The sequence below is a fragment of the Chloroflexota bacterium genome, from assembly GCA_023475225.1.
In the GTDB taxonomy this organism is placed as follows: Bacteria; Chloroflexota; UBA6077; order FW602-bin22; family JAMCVK01; genus JAMCVK01.
This window is the reverse complement of the sequence record JAMCVK010000036.1, coordinates 91,187-107,443: the sequence shown is the minus strand read 5'-3', so window position 1 is coordinate 107,443 and position 16,257 is coordinate 91,187. Positions and strand designations below refer to the sequence as shown.

Here is a 16,257-nt window from a genome sequence, read left to right as displayed (position 1 = left end):
CATGGCACAGATAAATGGAAATGGAGATAATGCGATCATTGTGGAATTAAGGGACGTATCTAAGCATTTCGGGGAGGTGATGGCTGTCAGAGACATATCCTTGCAGGTATACAAGGGTGAATTCTTGTCCCTGCTTGGGCCGAGTGGCTGTGGTAAGACCACCACTCTCCAGCTGATCGCTGGCTTCCACGAGCCGACAAGGGGAGAGGTGATCATCGATGGGGAGGCAGTGAACGACGTACCAGCCTACCTGCGGGGTTTGGGGATGGTCTTTCAGAATTACGCCCTCTTTCCTCACCTGACCATCTTTGAGAATATCGCCTTCGGGTTGCGCATGAGAAAGATGCCTAAAGCGGAGATCGTCAACCGGGTCAAAGAGGTTCTATCCCTGGTCAAACTCAGCGGCTATGAGCATAGATACCCACGGCAGCTCAGCGGTGGGCAACAACAGCGGGTGGCCCTGGCCAGGGCGTTGGTCATCAGACCCAAGGTCCTCCTCCTGGATGAGCCACTGGCTGCTTTGGACAAGAAGCTGCGTGATGAGATGCGCGTTGAGTTGAAGGAGATCCAACGTAAATTGGGGGTGACGACCGTTTTCGTCACCCATGATCAACAGGAGGCACTCAGCCTATCTGACCGGATCGCCGTGATGAATGCCGGCCAGATCGAGCAGATAGCGACGCCTTATGACATCTATGAGAATCCCCGGACTAAGTTCGTGGCGACCTTTATTGGTGCCTCGAACCTATTCAAGGCCCGCCTGATCAGCCAAAATGCCCGTACAGCTTGGGCCGAAGCAGAGGGACTGGGTAAGATCCTCATCAGTCTCGATGCCCAGAAGCTACCAGGCGAGCCCGAACATATTGAGGTCATCGTGCGCCCGGAAAGAGTGAAACTGGTGGAAGCGGTAGACCCAGAGGCACATAACATCTTCCTGGGAAGACTAACTACCCTGATTTATCAGGGAACCCATACAGAAGCACACCTCATCCTCGATTCTGGTCGTCGTGTCGTGGCTTACGTCGATGCTGTAGAGATGAGCCAGCCGCTTCAGCAGGGAGCTACGGTTAGTCTATATATGGATCCTCAGCACTTCCTGATAGTTTAGCTATGTACGAAATAAGATTTTTAGGACTTGGTGGACAGGGGGTCGTCTCCGCGGCTGATCTCCTGGGAAAGGCAGCTGTCAAACAAGGAAAGTGGGCTCACTCCTTTCCCTTTTTTGGCACAGCTATTCGGGGAGGGGTGGTGAAGGCTTTCACCAGGATAGATGACCAGCCCATCAGTATTAAATCATTCATTTATGACCCAGACATTATCGTCATTTTTGACCATACCCTGCTAAATCATCCAGAGGCTACGGAGGGATTGCAAAGGCATGGCTTCATTCTGCTGAATAGCAACCACTCCCCACGAGATATCGGTGCACGACTGGGGCTCAAGGTGTGCAGCGTCGATGCTACGGAGATCGCTCTCCGGCTATTGCAGCGCCCCATCCCCAGCACTGTGCTGCTAGGCGCCCTCAACAGGGTGACTGGGATCGTGCCCCTCTCCCTGATCGAAGAGGTGATTGGCGAGGAGTTCCCAGCGAGAGTCGCCGATTTGAATGTACAAGCGATGCGGGCCGGATACGAAAGTGTAAGAGGAGAGCTTTAAGCGATGGAACATCCGTGGCAAAAGGCACGGCCCATCTCACCCTGGATACCAGGCGGACTTTCTAGGCATAACCGAGAGGTCTCCAGGGTGAGCGTGCCTAAGGTCGATATGGCCAAATGTACCATGTGCAGCCTCTGTTGGATTTACTGTCCCGATGGGGTGATAAGCCGTCAGGGCAAGATAGTTATCGACTATGAATACTGTAAAGGTTGCGGTGTCTGTGCTGAGGAGTGTCCGGTTCAGGCCATAGAGATGGTTGTGGAGGAGCGGCTGTGAGCAGACAGTATATTTCTGGCTGCTGCGCCGTGGCCGAAGCGGCTAGGCTGGCTGAGGTCAATGTGGTGGCCGCTTATCCTATAACCCCCCAGACCTCCATTGTGGAGTATTTAGCCAACTACGTGGCCAAGGGGGAGCTCAAGGCAGAGATGATTCCGGTGGAAAGCGAGCACAGCGCTATGTCTGCTTGCATTGGGGCGGCCTGCGTTGGAGCCAGGACCTTCACCGCCTCCAGCTCGCAGGGGCTGGCCCTGATGCACGAATGCCTGTTTATGGCTGCTGGGCTCCGCTTGCCCATTGTGATGGCCATCGCCAATCGGGCCCTGGCTGCCCCAGTATCCATATTCTGCGACCACCAGGATTCCCTGGCCCAGCGAGATACCGGTTGGTTGCAGTTCTACGTTGAGAATTGCCAGGAGGCCCTGGATACTATCCTGATCGCCTATCGGACGATCGAGGATGAAAGGGTCTTGCTACCAGCCATGGTCTGCCTGGATGGCTTCTTCCTCTCCCATATCTCCGAACCAGTTGATGTGCCTGAGGCAGAACAGGTCAAAAGGTTCCTGCCGGCCCATTCCCCCAAGTACCCCATCCTGGATGTGAACAACCCAGGCATATTCAATGTGATGGCCTTCCCTGACACCTACGAGGAGTTCAGCTATGACAGGCATGTCAGCATGTTGCGAGCCAGGGAGGTACTCCGAGAGAGCATGGCCGATTTCGCTCGCCTATTTGGGCGAAGTTATGACCTCATCGAGACCTATGGTTGCGAAGATGCCGAATTGATACTGCTCGGCATGGGCAGCATGATGGGCACGGTGCGCACGGCTGTGCGCCTTCTGCGAGAGGAGGGGGAGAAGGTGGGATTGGTCAAGATCAAGAGTTATCGGCCTTTCCCCACCCAGGAGGTAGCTGCGGCCGTACAGAAGACCGCTGTGATTGGCGTCCTGGATCGGGGACTCTCCACCGGTTTGGGTGGTATCATTTACCCCGAGGTGCTCAAGAGCCTTTACCACTTGACCACACGTCCCTTAGCGCTGAACTTTATTGTCGGGCTTGGTGGTCGAGATGTAACCATCCCGATCCTTCAGAGGGCAGTGCAGGAGATGAAGCAGGCGATCGGAGCCTCTCGCCCGAAGAGGGAGACCATTTGGCCGGGTGCTGATAGAGCCCTCCTCCAGGCCTGGGGGATCAAGGACTAGGGGGTAAATGCTATGGCCACGACGTTGAAGACGCTAACTGACGAGGAGTTCGTCGCCCCTGGTAGAGCCGGATGTAACGGTTGTGGGGCAGTCATCGCGGCGCGCATGGCCACGAAGGTCCTGGGGCGAAACACGCTCATGGCCAATGCTACCGGCTGCATGTGTGTGAACTATGGTTACGCCGGCGCGCCGAAATTCCCCTTCATCCATACCCTTTTTGAGAATGCCGCGGCGATCATCTCCGGTATGGATGCCGGACTACGCTCACTGCACAAGAGGGACGATGTTAATCTAGTGGTGTTGGCTGGCGATGGTGGTACCACTGATATCGGTTTGCAAGCCCTCTCCGGCGCCGTTGAGCGAGGGCATCGCTTCCTCTATATCTGTTATGACAACGAGGGCTACATGAACACCGGTGTACAACGCTCCGGCGCTACCCCTTATGGGGCAAAGACGACGACGACACCGGTGGGTGGAGACAGGCTTGGTGAACCGAGGCCGCTGGAGCGACGCAAGGATATGGTTCGCCTCCTGGCTGCCCACGGCATACCCTATGCTGCTACTGCCTCCATCGCTCACCCCCTCGACTATATCCGCAAGGTGGAGAGGGCCATTGCTATCGATGGCTCCTCATACATACACGTGCTCAGCCCCTGTTCGCCTGGCTGGGGGTTTGCCGAGAATATGACCATCAAGATCGCCAGGTTGGCCGTTGAAACACATTTCTTCCCTATCTATGAGGTCGAGGATGGACGTTGGTACAGACTGACCATCAAGGCGGAGAGAAAGAAGGCGGTGGAAGAGTATCTGAGGCTACAGGGCCGCTTCAGTCACCTGTTCAGCGAACGATATAGGGATGAGATCGCCAGAATACAGGCAGAGGTGGATGCCAATTGGGCATATCTCAAACAGCTAGCCGCACTGCGGGCTGGCTGACAGACGAAGAGCTTCGGCAACTAGACTGTATCTTCAATCCAGCAAGCGTGGCCATAATAGGGGCCACTGACTCCTCGGATAGGGTGGGCTTCAACTGTCTGGAGGCCATCCTGATGGGTGGATTCAAGGGGAAGATCTATCCCATTCATCCCCGACATAAGGAGCTCCTCGGTCTCAAGGTATACGCTCACCTGGAGGAGGTGGAGTCTCCCATAGACCTGGCTATCATCGCCCTTAATCAATACGCCACAGTGGAAATGCTGGAGACGTGTGGACGGCTTGGGATAGCGGGGGCCATCGCCGTGGCTGGCGGCTATAAAGAGATGGGAGCAGAGGGAGAGGAGCTCGAACGTCGCCTCGTCGCCATATCCAGGCGATACGGTATAAAGGTGATCGGCCCGAATACCCTGGGACTGGCCAACACCCACGCCAATCTTAACGCTACATTCTATCCTCTGGGGCTAGCCAAGAAGGGCAATCTCTCCATCATCAGCCAAAGCGGTGGGGTGGGACGCTCTATTGTTGAGAAGGCCACCGATGAAGGACTGGCCATAAGCAAGTGGATCGGCGTCGGCAATCGTGCTTGCCTGGAATTCGCTGATTTCCTGCAATATCTGGACTATGACCCGACCACAAAGGTTATTGGCGTTTTCCTGGAGGCAACGGAGGATGCTCGTCGACTTGTGCAGGTGGCCGGTGAAGTAGCACAGCACAAGCCGGTGGTTATCTTCAAGGCTGGTGAGACTGAGATAGCCCAGCAGTCAGCCCTCACGCACACGGGGAGCATGGCCACCTCGCATAAGGTCTATACAGATATCTTCCAACAGTTTGGACTCATCAGCGTGGGCAGTGTGGCTGAGCTAGTAGCTGCCTGTAAGGCTTTGCTTATCGGGCAGGTGCCCGCTGGACCAAGGGTCGGTGTGATGACCCACACAGCCGGTCCCAGCATCATCGTCGTTGACGAGCTGGCCAAGCGCGGTTGTGTCTTATCCTCCCTCGGTGCACAGACGGTGGAGCGGGTTCGCACGCTTATCGGCCCAAACGTGCCCGTGATCTTGAAGAACCCCCTGGATGCCGCCGCCTTCGGCTATCAGCCGGAGCAGTATGGCCAGGTGGCCGAGGTGTTCATGGCCGACCCCAACGTTGATCTGCTATTGGCTATGCATGCCCTCCATAAGAATTGGCGCTTCCCCGCGCCAGAGATCATTCGTGCCAAGCAGCGGTATGGCAAACCAACCGTAACCTGCTACATAGCCAACGTGGAGGGGGCCAGGGAGCATATGGAAATGATGCACCGTGAGGGCATACCCCTTTACATCACTGCTGAGGAGGCCGCTTGGGGAGCTGCCTGGCTGGTCAATTATGCTCGACGAAAAGGACGAAGGGAGAAACGATGACCATCGGGGCGGTATTGGCTGACTGTCAGCGGCAAGGGCGGACCTTTCTGCTCGAACCTGAGGCGAAGCGAGTGCTATCCCTGGCCGGCATCCCTACCACAGATTGTCTTGTGGCCAGCACACTGGAGGAGGTATTACAGGCGGCAGAGGCGATTGGCTACCCGGTTGTGCTGAAGGTCCTCTCCTCACAGATCGTACATAAAACGGATATCGGTGGCGTTAAGCTCAACCTGCGCAATAAGAATGAGCTAGAGCAGGCCTACCGTGACCTCAAACAGGCGGTAGAGAGGGTGGATCCGACGGCCGAGGTCATTGTGCAAAAGATGGCTGAGAGCGGCACGGAAGTAATTGTAGGGATGAGCACTGAAGCACAATTCGGCCCCATCCTGATGTTCGGATTGGGCGGTATTTTCACTGAGATACTGAAGGATGTCTGTTTTCGCCTCATCCCGATAACACCGCAGGATGCCGCGGAGATGATAACAGCGATTCGGGCCTATCCCTTGTTGCGTGGCTACCGTGGCGTCGCAGCCGATCTGGCCGCTATCAGCGATATCCTGCTCAAGGTCTCGCAGCTGGCGACCGACTATCCTCAGATCAGCGAGCTCGACCTTAACCCGATCGTCATCTACGAAACAGGCGCCCTTGTACTTGATGCCCGCATAGGGTTACGGCCGATCAACCCAGAGATAGGACTGTAGAATCCGCCACAGGCGGACTGCCCATCCCCAGGGATTCTGAGGATGGGCAGCGCGGATAGTTATCCTTCTCCCTAAGCCGACCATACCGGACCTCTAGGTTAGGCGACAGCTGGCCTTTGCTCGGTCGGTCGTGCGACTGGGGCCCTTGTTCCCAGAGCCAGGGCGAAGAAATCCCAAAGGTAAATAAGCACCCCGGCGACCATGACGACGCCGAAGACCAGTCGCCAGAAGAGCCAGAAATTCAGATATTGATTCACCACTGTGGTGTGGTCAATTCCTAGCATCCTCTCCAGGTAGACCTGGACAATCCCAGCCGCGGCCATCATCAATACCATCCCAACCATTCCTACGTTGATGACCCAGAAGGCAGTAAGCCCTCTTCTCTGACCGAACCTCTGGAGCCCTCTCATTTCCGGCAGGAAGGTATAAATGGACATGAGCACCAACGTGGCATAAGCCCCAAAGAAGGCCAGATGGCCGTGAGAAGGAGTAAGCTGCGTCCCATGCGTCCAATAGTTCACCTGGGGCAAAGTAATGCTGAAGCCCCATACCCCAGCCCCAAAGAAATGGGTGATGACGCCCCCCACCGTCCAGTGCAAGGCCACCTGATTGGTGATTTCTGTCCTCCGTTCTCGCACATATCTTAAGGTGTCATAGACCATCAGGACGATAGGCACCGGTTCCATAGCACTGAAAAATCCACCTACCCAGAGCCAGTAGGCCGGTGTGCCTATCCAGTAGTAGTGATGACCAGTGCCGAGGATGCCGGTAAACAGGACAAGAGCCACCTCCACATACAGCCACTTTTCTACCACCGCCCGGTCCACACCGGTCAGGCGCATCAAGATGAAGGCCATCACACCGGCCGCGATGAGCTCCCAGGTTCCCTCCACCCAGAGGTGAACCACCCACCACCAGAAGAATTGATCGACAGTCAGATTGCTGAAGAAGCGCATCCCAAAGAGATAGACCACAGCCAGACCAATGATGCCGGTCAGTAGTACCCCCAGGGTAGCTGTGATCGGTTTGATCCGCCTTAGTACAGTGAGCCCGACGTTAACCACGAAGAGGACCGCCCCGATGGCGATAAGCCAGTCAGCCCATCTTGGTGCCTCGATGTATTCGCGTCCCTCCGTCCAGGTTAAGCCGTAACGGGGCACGATGAAACCGACCAGTACAGCTACACCAGTGAGAACCAGCAGTCCCAGCTGGATATAGGCTAGGCGGGTGCTCCAGATCTCCTGTCCCGTCTCTTCGGGCACAAGATAATAGACGATACCCATGAAGCCCAACACTAACCAGAAGACTAAGAGGTTGAGATGAACCTCCCCTCCCACATTAAAGGGGTAGAGGTACATGAGTAGTTGTGGCCAGATGTATTGGGCCGCGATGATGATACCGTCCACGACCTGTAAGACGAAGAGAAGGCTGGCTACGAGGAAGAACCAGTAAGACACCCTTTGGGATTGGTACTTAGGGGTCAGGTCCGGCATAGTTTACTCCTCCTTCAATATAGCAGAATTCATGCCACTCTTAACTCACCCTACTTGAGGCTCGCCAGATAAGATACCAAGGCATCGAGTTCGTCTGGGGTATACTCCAGCTTGGGCATCTTCGTCCCCGGTTTCACAGCAGCTGGGTCCTTAAGGAAACGGCGCAGATAATCTGCACTGAGGCGATCACCCACCTTGGTCAGGTCAGGTCCCACATGTCCACCTACACCAGCGATAGCGTGACAGCTGGAACACCCCTTCTGTTGAAAGACTTCCCTACCCTTCTGCTCAGTGCTCGCCGCTGGTGCGGCAGCGGGCTTGGGAGGCCAATTGTTGGTGTCCACCCCACCAACCCAGGTGAGGAAGGCAACTAGATCCCTTACTTCCTTATCAGAGAGATGCAGGTTGGGCATGAGGGCTCCGGGTTTGGTTTCCTGGGGGTTTTTGAGGAAAGCACCTACGTAGTTGCTTCCCTTTTGAGCGACCACCTTGGTAAGGTCAGGGCCGAGGTAGGCTCCATTGCCCAGGATAGTATGACAATCCATACAGTCATACCCTTGCCAGACCCTCTTTCCCTCCTCCACAGCGGCAGTCACGGCGGGGGTGCGGGCTGATACCCGCGAGAGTGAATCATAGCTCAGGGCCAGAAACACTATGAGGAAGAAAAGTGAACCGAAAATGAAGACATTGCGCAGGACAGATTTGCTCATTTTCTCTGTCATCCTCCTTCAATCAACTGTGGATGATCTGGGGTAGCCCCCGAGGCACGCGGTATCTAGGTAAAAAAAGATAGCCTGAGGTGCCCTTGCTGGCTGTGACAAAAGTCACATACACAGGACCAAATGTCAGCCTACGTTTTATACATTAGCCGCAGGATAGTGACGATGAAGCAGAACAGACATGGTTGACTTAGCGATGAGGAAGATAGAGACGCTGCCACTATTCAGTCATAAAGATATGCCTGACTACGACCCGGTCGAATGGCGACTGGTTGTGGGTTAACCGTAGTGATGCCAAAGATACGGGGTGGTCCATCGCCTTGAAGCGAATTGGAAGGGGCTAAAGAGAGATGAGTAGATGCCTCCTTATCCCTCGCGAGCACGGTGCCTGGGCTATGCTGCTGGTGCCTTTTGTAGTGGGGAGCGGCGTATCTGGAAGAATCGGTTGGGAAACCATCCTATTTCTGCTAACTATTTTATTCGTCTTCTTGGCTCGCTACCCTCTCACCCTTCTCGTCAAGAGAAACAGCGGGGAACAGCGCGAACCCATCCTCTGGTTACTATCTTATGGAGCCTTGGGGACTGTATCAAGCACACCGCTTCTTTTGTATTATGGGCGCTGGGGGCTGATCCCACTGGGTGGACTTGGCTTGATCTTACTCTTAACACAAGTCTACCTGGGGAGCTACCACCTGGAGCGAACGGCCTGGGGCGAACTGCTGGGCATAGCTGGGCTCTCATTGACCGCTCCGGGGGCTTACTATACCACTAGCGGTCAGCTGGATAACATCGCCCTGTGGTTATGGCTGCTGTGTTTCCTCTACTCAGGCAGCAGTGTTTTTTATGTAAAGATGCTGGTCAGACGGCGGATCAGGCGAATGTCGGCGATGGGCGACGAGGGGTGGTCCCTGGCCAGGGATATGGCCATCTATCAGTCCGTCCTGATACTGGCCCTTAGTGGCCTAGTTCTAGCCGCCTATATCCCCCTCCTTGTACCTTTAGCTTTTCTGCCGCTGGCCTTTAAGGTTTTGACCGCAATATTCTCGTCCCAAATGGAAACGAGCATCAAAAGAATCGGCTTCATAGAGTTGGCCCATGCCCTTTTGTTCTGTGTTCTCCTTATCCTAACCTATCGCCTCCCCCAGAGGATGATCTAAGCGATTCAGACTTCTGAGGTGCTCGTTAGGTCTCCTAGCTGAGATCCCGCTTCATCGCCTCGAACTCTTCTTTGGTGATCTCCCCACGGGCATAGCGCGCCTTCAGTATCTCCAAGGCCGACGATCCAGCCGATGATCCACAGGAAGTCCCGCCGGTTCTGGAGAACAGACCGACCAATCCCCAGACGACCAGGGCGAGAAGACCGATCCAAAACAAACTCATAAAGAGCATATTGAACCAACCGAAGCCTCCATAGAAACCCATCATTTTATACCCCTCCTACCTTGACAACTATTCACTAAGGTTATTCTAACAGGGGGAATATAGAAACAATGTGAAGAGCCTATGGAGATATTGTGAGTAAATTCCTGTTCACAGGGCAGCATAGAGGGAACAGTGTATATGCTATAATACATTCCCCAATCTTACTTTAGGAGGATCAGCACAGGATGCGTTACACGAGGCTGGGACGGACCGGTCTGGATGTTTCCGTGATCGGTTTCGGGGGGATTCCTATCCAGAGACTTGGGTTAGCGGAGGCTAAGCAAGTCCTGACCAGCGCGGTCAATATGGGCATCAATTATTTCGATACGGCACGCGCCTATACTGATAGCGAGGAGAAAATTGGTAGCGCCCTACAAGATAGACGTTCTCAGGTCTACCTGGCCACCAAGACATTGGCCAGGACGAAGGCCGAAGCGGCCAGAGATATTGCTGAAAGTTTACGACGGCTTCGAACCAACTATATCGACGTCTACCAGCTGCATAACGTTGACAATGAGACGATCTATGCCCAGGTTATGGGGCCTGGTGGTGCTCTGGAGGCCCTCGAAGAGGCTAAATCAGCAGGCAAGGTCGGCCACATTGGAATGTCCACTCATAGCCACCGGATGGCCCTGGTCGGGCTGCGCAGTGGCGAATTCGAAACCTTGATGGTCGCTCTCAACTTCGTAGAAACCGAGGTGGAGCAGGAGGTGATCCCACTTGCCCATGAGCTGGACATAGCTGTAATCGGTATGAAACCCCTCGGGGGAGGCGCTTTAACCAAGCCCAAACTGGCCCTCAAATACGTCCTAGTAAGGGGAGTTACGCTTACCATACCGGGCATGATGAGCGTAGCTGAGGTGGAGGAGAACGCCAGCGTCGGCAATCTGAATCCGCATCTTACCCTTGAGGAGGAGGCTGAGATAGAGCAGGAGCTCCGTCTGGTGGGCCGCAATTTCTGTCGTGCCTGCGACTATTGCCAACCCTGCCCCCAAGGGATACCAATTTCCGAGGTTCTGAAGAGCACGCTGGTGGTGAAGAGGTTCGGTCCCCGCTGGCTAGAGGGGGGACGCTTTCAGCGATTGGCCAGCGCCGTCGAATCCTGCCTTGAGTGCGGCGATTGCGAATCCCGTTGCCCCTATCATTTGGCCATCCCAACCCTGTTACAGGAGAAACTTAAGGAGCTGTGTGCAGCCTATGCTGAGCTTCAGGGTAGGGATTGATGATCACTGACCTTACGAATCAACAGACGGAAGGCATTGCCCCAATTCTCCACCTCGACAATCTTATGTCCTTCATTTTTGATGCTGCGGGGGACGTTACGTACGGGCTCGCCGTCGTCGATGATGATCTCCAGGAGCTGGTCGGGGGCCATCTCCTCCAGGGCCAATTTGGTCTTGACGAAGTTGAAGGGACAAACGGTCCCCCGCAGATCCAAGGAACGGTCTGGTTTCAAAGAGTCCATCTAGGCCTCGTCTCCTAATTCACTGTAGGTTGGGAAGGTGTCCGCTGTCCCGGCCCAGAAGATCCTTCTCCATCTCGGCTTGGCCAAGTCCTCTGGTCCTAGCAGATTCTCTCCGATGACGTCTTTTAGCCTCATCCTCAAACTATCGATGCCGACCCGATCGATGGTGAGTCCAAGGCGCTCATCCCTCTTACCGTGCTCCTTATACCATTGCATAACAATTTCAATGAGGGGGAAGACCTTTTCATCAGGCACGAACTCGGCCAAGGGATAGGCCACGTGGGGATGCTTGCCGTGCTTGCCACCGACATAGATGGCATGCCCCTTACGTTTAGCCACCATGGCTTCGAAAGGGCAGGCCTTGATGCAATCTCCACAGGAGAGACAGTTAGCTGCGTCGCGCACAGGTAGACCATTACGGGCCCGGGGTGTTTTCAATAGCGGCTCCATAGAGAGGGCATCGTCCTGGCAGGCGCGAACGCATAGTCCGCAACCGGTGCAGAGGTCAGCGACCAATTCAGGTTCCACCTGCCCCTGGAAGCCCAGGTCTGACTCTCGGCTGCGGGGACAGTCTATAGGGCAACCGGAGAAGCTTATCTTGAACTTGTGGAAAGCCTCGATACCGAAGTAGCGCGCGTTGACCTCCTCGGCGAGGGCTTGGGTATCGGTGATCCCATTGGGGTTGTACTCGCAGCCACCGCAGGCCGTGGGCACGCGTACCCGCTTACCACAGGAGGCGATACGCTGTCCCACCTCCTCAAGCTCCTTGGCCAGCGCCTCTACTTTATCCAGTGGTACATAGAGTATCTCTGGGGACATACGCACTGACAGATGCACCACGCCATGGCCGTACTTCTCGGCCACCTCAGCGATCCGCTTCAAGCGTGTGGCAGTCACTCGTCCACCCGGGGCCATACAGCGTACCGTAACCATATTTCTCTGTTTCTGGGGGATGAGCCCTCCAGACTTAAGCTCCTCTGGTCGAATGCGTATCTCTTGTCCAGCGATGAGTATTGCCTTTTCTCCTTCTGTACTGATCGACATCTTCTCCTCCTTCCAGGTGGGCCGTTCGTCAAGTGGTTCATTATCCGCAGATAAAGTTGATAATTTCTATCAACTTTATCCATTATCCTCTCTACATTATAGCAGAAGTATCCGTCTTGTCAAGCTGAAACGGAACTGCTTGTAGATGCTCTATAATTTTGGCATCCCTTAATTGCTCACAGCGGCTTCATCTCACCTTGATTTTCGGGTCATCGTTAGGCTAAGATTAGCCTAACGACCTGATGGGACCGTCTGGCTCAAGGGTTATATACTTCTTTGGACTGAGAGATCTTCTCTGCTCACTTATGGCATTTGATCGGAAGCAAGGAAAGGCATAGCGATAATCCCTGATCTCAAGGTAGGAGTCTAGAAAACAGTGAACAATTTGGGGATAAGGTCTCCCGTGGAGAATGAATTGGTCGGTAAAATGGTTAGAAGAATCCAGAGGATGATCTTCGGAGGCAATATCTATAATCGCGCCGAGCTGGCTGGTGCCTTCGGCGACCTGGGGACCTTCATTCCCTTCGTTGTGGCCTACATTATGATCAACGGTTTGGATCCCTCGGGCATCCTCGTCGCCTTCGGGATCATGAAGATCTTCGTCGGACTATACTTTAAGACTCCCATCTCTGTGCAGCCCATGAAGGCCATCGGAGGGATGGCCATCGCTCACCCTGAGATGATCACTCATGGCATGATCTGGGGTTCAGGGTTGTTCACAGCCATCTTTTGGCTGACGATGGCTCTAACCGGCACCATCAATTGGCTAGCAAGGATCATGGCTAGACCAATCATGTATGGCATCATGTTGGGGCTTGGCTTGAGCTTCATTATGGATGGAGTAGGTATGATGGGAAATCAGCCCATCATCGCCGTCATCGCTCTGGGGCTTACTTTCCTCTTCCTCTCCAATGAGCGCTTACCCGCCCTGTTGCTAGTCCTTGGCTTTGGCTTGGCCGTCTCCTTCATTCAGAATCCCACCATGCTCGCTGATCTGCACCGTCTCTCGCCCCACCTCCGCTTGCCGGAACAAACCTTGACCAAGATCACCTGGCATGACCTGGTTATGGGAACCCTTATCTTGGGACTGCCCCAGGTCCCACTCACCCTGGGCAATGCCATCTTGGGCATCGTGGCCGAGAACAATGCCCTCTTCCCGGGGCGCCCGGTTGAGGCACGGACGATCTGCCTTGACCATGGCCTTATGAACATTGTCAGCGCTTCCATCGGTGGGGTGCCACTCTGCCATGGTGCGGGGGGCATGGCTGGCCACGTCCGCTTCGGGGCCAGAACAGGAGGTGCCCTGGTCATTCTGGGGATCATCATCCTAACCTTAGGACTCTTCTTCAGTGATTCCGTGACGCTCCTTTTTTGGATGATCCCGAAGGCTATCCTGGGAGTCATCCTCTTCTTCACTGGCCTGGAGCTGGCCTCCATCATCAAGGATATCGGCGACCGTAAAGAGGATATTTACGTGCTGCTGGTCACGGCTGGGGTAGCCACTATCAATATGGGAGTGGCCTTCCTGGCTGGTCTCACTTTGTATTATGCTCTGCAAAGAGGGATCATAAAGGTCTAAGCGGATGGCCCAGGCTCCTGCCTTGTCATTATCAGTTCGTTTCGTCAGACGCAGGATCATCCGTAGCAAGTTCTATGCTCTCTTACAGGCTGTGCAGACCCACACCGACCAGCAGAAAGGCTATCCAAGGATCGTTCGAAAAAGAGACTGTTGACCAGTGGGGGTTCCAAGGGGGCTGTGTCCCCTTGGCAGGGGTCTCACAGATGTGCCGTGCCATAATCGTTGTAGGGGCAACCCTTGCGGTTACCGGCGTAGCCCCTTTGGCAGGGGACTGGGGATACACCCCAGTCTGCGAAAAGCCTGAAGAACTTCCTTGAACCCCCTGAAGGCGGATTTGGGGGAGATATTCAACATTCTCAAAAAGGACATTGTTTTTCTAGCCACAGTCATGTATACTGCCACTGCTGGATCCGTCCGATTGTTACGATCCTCTCGGACGTATCCCACAGGATGCCCAGCTAAGGAATGGCCCACATGAAGCTAGGAACTCGCGTTCCTGGCCTGGCTGCTTGAGGTCAGGAAGGGGACATCAGTGACTCGGATCATCGCCTTTGCCAATCAGAAGGGAGGGGTAGGCAAGACTACCACCGCGGTCAACCTGGGGGCCGCCCTCACCGAACGGGGTAAGAAGGTGCTCCTCCTTGATTTTGACCCACAGGGCAGCCTCACCAAGTATCTGGGGATACAGCTGCGTCCCGGTGAGCCGGCTACAGAGCATCTCCTGTTGTCGCCAGAGGTCACCCTGGTGGATGTCATCCGTACCACTCCCTTCGGGCTGGACGCTGTGCCGGCCACGCGCCATCTAGCCGTGTCCCGTACAGTCCTGCGCCAGGGTGATGTCCCCTGGCAGTTTTCCCTCGCCCGTAAGGTGCGACGTTCCTCCCATCCCTATGACTTTTTGCTCATCGACTGTCCCCCGGAACTGGGAGAGCTGAGCATGATGGCCCTCGTGGCCGCTCACGAGGTCATCATCGTCACCCAATGCGATATGGCCGTTTGGGACGGCATGCAGGAGCTACATCAGACGCTCCTCACGGCCCGCGATGAGATGCTCAATCCCGCCCTCAAACTCTTAGGTATCCTCATTAATATGTACGATGCCCGCCTCATCCACGATCAACGTATGCTTCAGATCATCGCTGCCGCCTATCCAGGAGCACTATTTCGCACAATCATCAAGCGTACGGTAAGATATAGAGACTCTTATGCCGCACAGCAACCCATCACTATCTTTGATCGCCACAGTGAAGCGGCTGAAGCCTACCGCCGACTAGCTCAGGAGGTGCTCAATGGCCAGTAAATCACCCCGCCCCGACTACGAGAAGAGGGCGCAAGAGCGCCGTTTTCCCCTCGACCTGGATGCCCATCTGCGTGATACCCAAACTACACCCCCCAAGCCCGCCACCCTTTTGGAGACGGAGGGGGCCAGTCTCGCTCAGGCTTACTGGATCGACATCGACCGCATCCGCCCTGATCCCAAACAACCGCGTAAGAAGTTCGATGAGCGCTCTCTGAGAGATCTGGGTGAATCCATGCGCGCTACTGGCCAGCTGCAACCAGTGCTTGTCCGTCGTCTCCCCGACGGCGCCTTTCAACTGATCACCGGCGAGCGGCGCTTGCGCGCTGTCCAGCTGGCGGGCATGCCTAAGATCCTGGCCGTACTCGCCCGGGACGATGTCGATAGCCTTAAGGCCCAGCTGCACGAGAATCTCTACCGGCGCAACCTGACCGATTTTGAGTATGCTCAGGCCATCAGCGCCCTGCGGGAGCAGATCCGCGAGGAGTTAGGAACCCGCGTTCCTGAACCCACCAGTAACGAGGTCGATGAGGAGCTGGGACGCTACCTGGGCATATCCGGCCGCATGGTCCGCAACTACCTGGCCCTCTTGCGCTTGCCACCTGAGATTCGCCGTGAATTAGGGGAGGATGCGCCAGAGCTCCAGGTCAGGGCCATCGTACACTTAAATCAATATCCAAACCTCCAGCTCGAGCTGGCTCGGACCATCCGCCAATTCCGCCTCTCCAGTCGTAAGGCCATGGCCGTAGCCAAAGAACTGCGCCGCTGGCCACATAGGCCAGTTCGGCAGGTAGTCGCCGCGGTCCTTGGATTCAACACCCCAGAGATGGAGCAGCCCAAGGTCTCCAAATTTGCCCTGGAGCTGGGTACGCACCTCAGCCGTGCCCTGGCCCTCCTAGAGATGGAGGAGGATCCCCTTTCCCAGCTTGATACGGACGACCCACTCTACCTGCAACGACTCCTCACTCCGCTTGTGACCTTTCACACTGCCCTCACTCAGCAATTGGGGGAACAAGCATCTCCCCAACTCTAGGTTCTATGCTCTAAAGGTGCTACCATCGTCGGCCGCT

At 55.2% G+C, this 16,257-nt stretch carries 17 protein-coding genes; 12 read left to right on the top strand and 5 right to left on the bottom strand.

Annotated features, from left to right (window positions below; all coding sequences use genetic code 11):
• Window position 1 precedes the first annotated feature (1 nt).
• The 7 genes from M1136_09170 to M1136_09140 are packed head-to-tail and all read left to right on the top strand — an operon-like array spanning window position 2 to window position 6,168.
• Entirely contained in the window at window positions 2-1,108 is a 1,107-nt protein-coding gene (locus M1136_09170; GenBank protein ID MCL5075797.1) for an ABC transporter ATP-binding protein, read from the top strand.
• Between the two features lie 2 nt (window positions 1,109-1,110).
• Entirely contained in the window at window positions 1,111-1,656 is a 546-nt protein-coding gene (locus tag M1136_09165; protein MCL5075796.1) for a 2-oxoacid:acceptor oxidoreductase family protein, read from the top strand.
• Window positions 1,657-1,659: 3 nt separating this feature from the next.
• The gene (locus tag M1136_09160) at window positions 1,660-1,932 is read left to right on the top strand and encodes a 4Fe-4S binding protein (GenBank protein MCL5075795.1); all 273 of its coding nucleotides are present in this window, start codon (window positions 1,660-1,662) and stop codon (window positions 1,930-1,932) included.
• Window positions 1,929-3,134, top strand: a complete 1,206-nt coding sequence (porA, locus tag M1136_09155) for a pyruvate ferredoxin oxidoreductase (GenBank protein ID MCL5075794.1) — start codon at window positions 1,929-1,931, stop codon at window positions 3,132-3,134. Before M1136_09160 ends, porA begins: the two co-directional genes overlap by 4 nt.
• Before the next feature lie 12 nt (window positions 3,135-3,146).
• Window positions 3,147-4,070: a thiamine pyrophosphate-dependent enzyme gene (locus tag M1136_09150; protein ID MCL5075793.1), complete on the top strand. Its 924-nt coding sequence runs from the start codon at window positions 3,147-3,149 to the stop codon at window positions 4,068-4,070.
• Window positions 4,028-5,467 (top strand): CoA-binding protein, encoded by a 1,440-nt coding sequence (locus tag M1136_09145; GenBank protein MCL5075792.1) that lies wholly within the window; start codon window positions 4,028-4,030, stop codon window positions 5,465-5,467. Before M1136_09150 ends, M1136_09145 begins: the two co-directional genes overlap by 43 nt.
• On the top strand, window positions 5,464-6,168 hold the full coding sequence (locus tag M1136_09140) for an acetate--CoA ligase family protein (GenBank protein ID MCL5075791.1): 705 nt from the start codon (window positions 5,464-5,466) through the stop codon (window positions 6,166-6,168). Before M1136_09145 ends, M1136_09140 begins: the two co-directional genes overlap by 4 nt.
• 98 nt (window positions 6,169-6,266) lie before the next feature.
• Here the strand turns inward: M1136_09140 and M1136_09135 are convergent, their stop codons facing one another.
• Together M1136_09135 and M1136_09130 are read right to left on the bottom strand one after the other, a co-directional pair.
• Window positions 6,267-7,661, bottom strand: a complete 1,395-nt coding sequence (locus M1136_09135; protein MCL5075790.1) for a cbb3-type cytochrome c oxidase subunit I — start codon at window positions 7,659-7,661, stop codon at window positions 6,267-6,269.
• 50 nt (window positions 7,662-7,711) lie between these two features.
• On the bottom strand, window positions 7,712-8,371 hold the full coding sequence (locus tag M1136_09130; protein MCL5075789.1) for a cytochrome c: 660 nt from the start codon (window positions 8,369-8,371) through the stop codon (window positions 7,712-7,714).
• 359 nt (window positions 8,372-8,730) lie between these two features.
• On the opposite strand from M1136_09130, the gene M1136_09125 reads away from it, so the two are divergent.
• Window positions 8,731-9,537: a YwiC-like family protein gene (locus tag M1136_09125; GenBank protein MCL5075788.1), complete on the top strand. Its 807-nt coding sequence runs from the start codon at window positions 8,731-8,733 to the stop codon at window positions 9,535-9,537.
• A 34-nt stretch (window positions 9,538-9,571) separates the two neighbouring features.
• Here M1136_09125 and M1136_09120 read toward each other — a convergent pair whose 3' ends face one another.
• The gene (locus M1136_09120) at window positions 9,572-9,805 is read right to left on the bottom strand and encodes an SHOCT domain-containing protein (protein ID MCL5075787.1); all 234 of its coding nucleotides are present in this window, start codon (window positions 9,803-9,805) and stop codon (window positions 9,572-9,574) included.
• A 182-nt stretch (window positions 9,806-9,987) separates the two neighbouring features.
• Between M1136_09120 and M1136_09115 the strand changes: the two genes are divergently transcribed.
• Window positions 9,988-11,025 carry an aldo/keto reductase gene (locus M1136_09115; protein ID MCL5075786.1) on the top strand — a complete coding sequence of 346 codons (1,038 nt, stop codon included), beginning with the start codon at window positions 9,988-9,990 and terminating at the stop codon, window positions 11,023-11,025.
• Here the strand turns inward: M1136_09115 and M1136_09110 are convergent.
• Window positions 11,010-11,267, bottom strand: coding sequence for a sulfurtransferase TusA family protein (locus tag M1136_09110; GenBank protein MCL5075785.1), 258 nt, complete (start codon window positions 11,265-11,267; stop codon window positions 11,010-11,012). The genes M1136_09115 and M1136_09110 overlap by 16 nt on opposite strands.
• The gene (locus tag M1136_09105; protein ID MCL5075784.1) at window positions 11,268-12,311 is read right to left on the bottom strand and encodes a 4Fe-4S dicluster domain-containing protein; all 1,044 of its coding nucleotides are present in this window, start codon (window positions 12,309-12,311) and stop codon (window positions 11,268-11,270) included.
• Between the two features lie 376 nt (window positions 12,312-12,687).
• Here M1136_09105 and M1136_09100 point away from each other — a divergent pair, with 376 nt between their 5' ends.
• The 3 genes from M1136_09100 to M1136_09090 all read left to right on the top strand — a co-directional run bounded on the left by M1136_09100 (window position 12,688) and on the right by M1136_09090 (window position 16,220).
• Window positions 12,688-13,890: a putative sulfate/molybdate transporter gene (locus M1136_09100; protein MCL5075783.1), complete on the top strand. Its 1,203-nt coding sequence runs from the start codon at window positions 12,688-12,690 to the stop codon at window positions 13,888-13,890.
• A gap of 532 nt (window positions 13,891-14,422) precedes the next feature.
• Complete coding sequence (locus M1136_09095) at window positions 14,423-15,190, top strand: ParA family protein (GenBank protein MCL5075782.1); 768 nt, start codon at window positions 14,423-14,425, stop codon at window positions 15,188-15,190.
• Complete coding sequence (locus M1136_09090) at window positions 15,180-16,220, top strand: ParB/RepB/Spo0J family partition protein (GenBank protein ID MCL5075781.1); 1,041 nt, start codon at window positions 15,180-15,182, stop codon at window positions 16,218-16,220. The genes M1136_09095 and M1136_09090 overlap by 11 nt, the downstream gene beginning before the upstream one ends.
• Window positions 16,221-16,257 lie beyond the last annotated feature (37 nt).

What these genes read in the sequence shown, in the direction of transcription:
- M1136_09140 (MCL5075791.1), top strand. Translation starts at nt 5,464, where the DNA reads ATGACCATCGGGGCGGTATTGGCTGACTGTCAGCGGCAAGGGCGGACC.
- M1136_09120 (MCL5075787.1), bottom strand. Translation starts at nt 9,805, where the DNA reads ATGATGGGTTTCTATGGAGGCTTCGGTTGGTTCAATATGCTCTTTATG.
- M1136_09150 (MCL5075793.1), top strand. Translation starts at nt 3,147, where the DNA reads ATGGCCACGACGTTGAAGACGCTAACTGACGAGGAGTTCGTCGCCCCT.
- M1136_09105 (MCL5075784.1), bottom strand. Translation starts at nt 12,311, where the DNA reads ATGTCGATCAGTACAGAAGGAGAAAAGGCAATACTCATCGCTGGACAA.
- M1136_09165 (MCL5075796.1), top strand. Translation starts at nt 1,111, where the DNA reads ATGTACGAAATAAGATTTTTAGGACTTGGTGGACAGGGGGTCGTCTCC.
- M1136_09115 (MCL5075786.1), top strand. Translation starts at nt 9,988, where the DNA reads ATGCGTTACACGAGGCTGGGACGGACCGGTCTGGATGTTTCCGTGATC.
- M1136_09110 (MCL5075785.1), bottom strand. Translation starts at nt 11,267, where the DNA reads ATGGACTCTTTGAAACCAGACCGTTCCTTGGATCTGCGGGGGACCGTT.
- M1136_09125 (MCL5075788.1), top strand. Translation starts at nt 8,731, where the DNA reads ATGAGTAGATGCCTCCTTATCCCTCGCGAGCACGGTGCCTGGGCTATG.
- M1136_09130 (MCL5075789.1), bottom strand. Translation starts at nt 8,371, where the DNA reads ATGAGCAAATCTGTCCTGCGCAATGTCTTCATTTTCGGTTCACTTTTC.
- M1136_09090 (MCL5075781.1), top strand. Translation starts at nt 15,180, where the DNA reads ATGGCCAGTAAATCACCCCGCCCCGACTACGAGAAGAGGGCGCAAGAG.
- M1136_09135 (MCL5075790.1), bottom strand. Translation starts at nt 7,661, where the DNA reads ATGCCGGACCTGACCCCTAAGTACCAATCCCAAAGGGTGTCTTACTGG.
- M1136_09160 (MCL5075795.1), top strand. Translation starts at nt 1,660, where the DNA reads ATGGAACATCCGTGGCAAAAGGCACGGCCCATCTCACCCTGGATACCA.
- M1136_09170 (MCL5075797.1), top strand. Translation starts at nt 2, where the DNA reads ATGGCACAGATAAATGGAAATGGAGATAATGCGATCATTGTGGAATTA.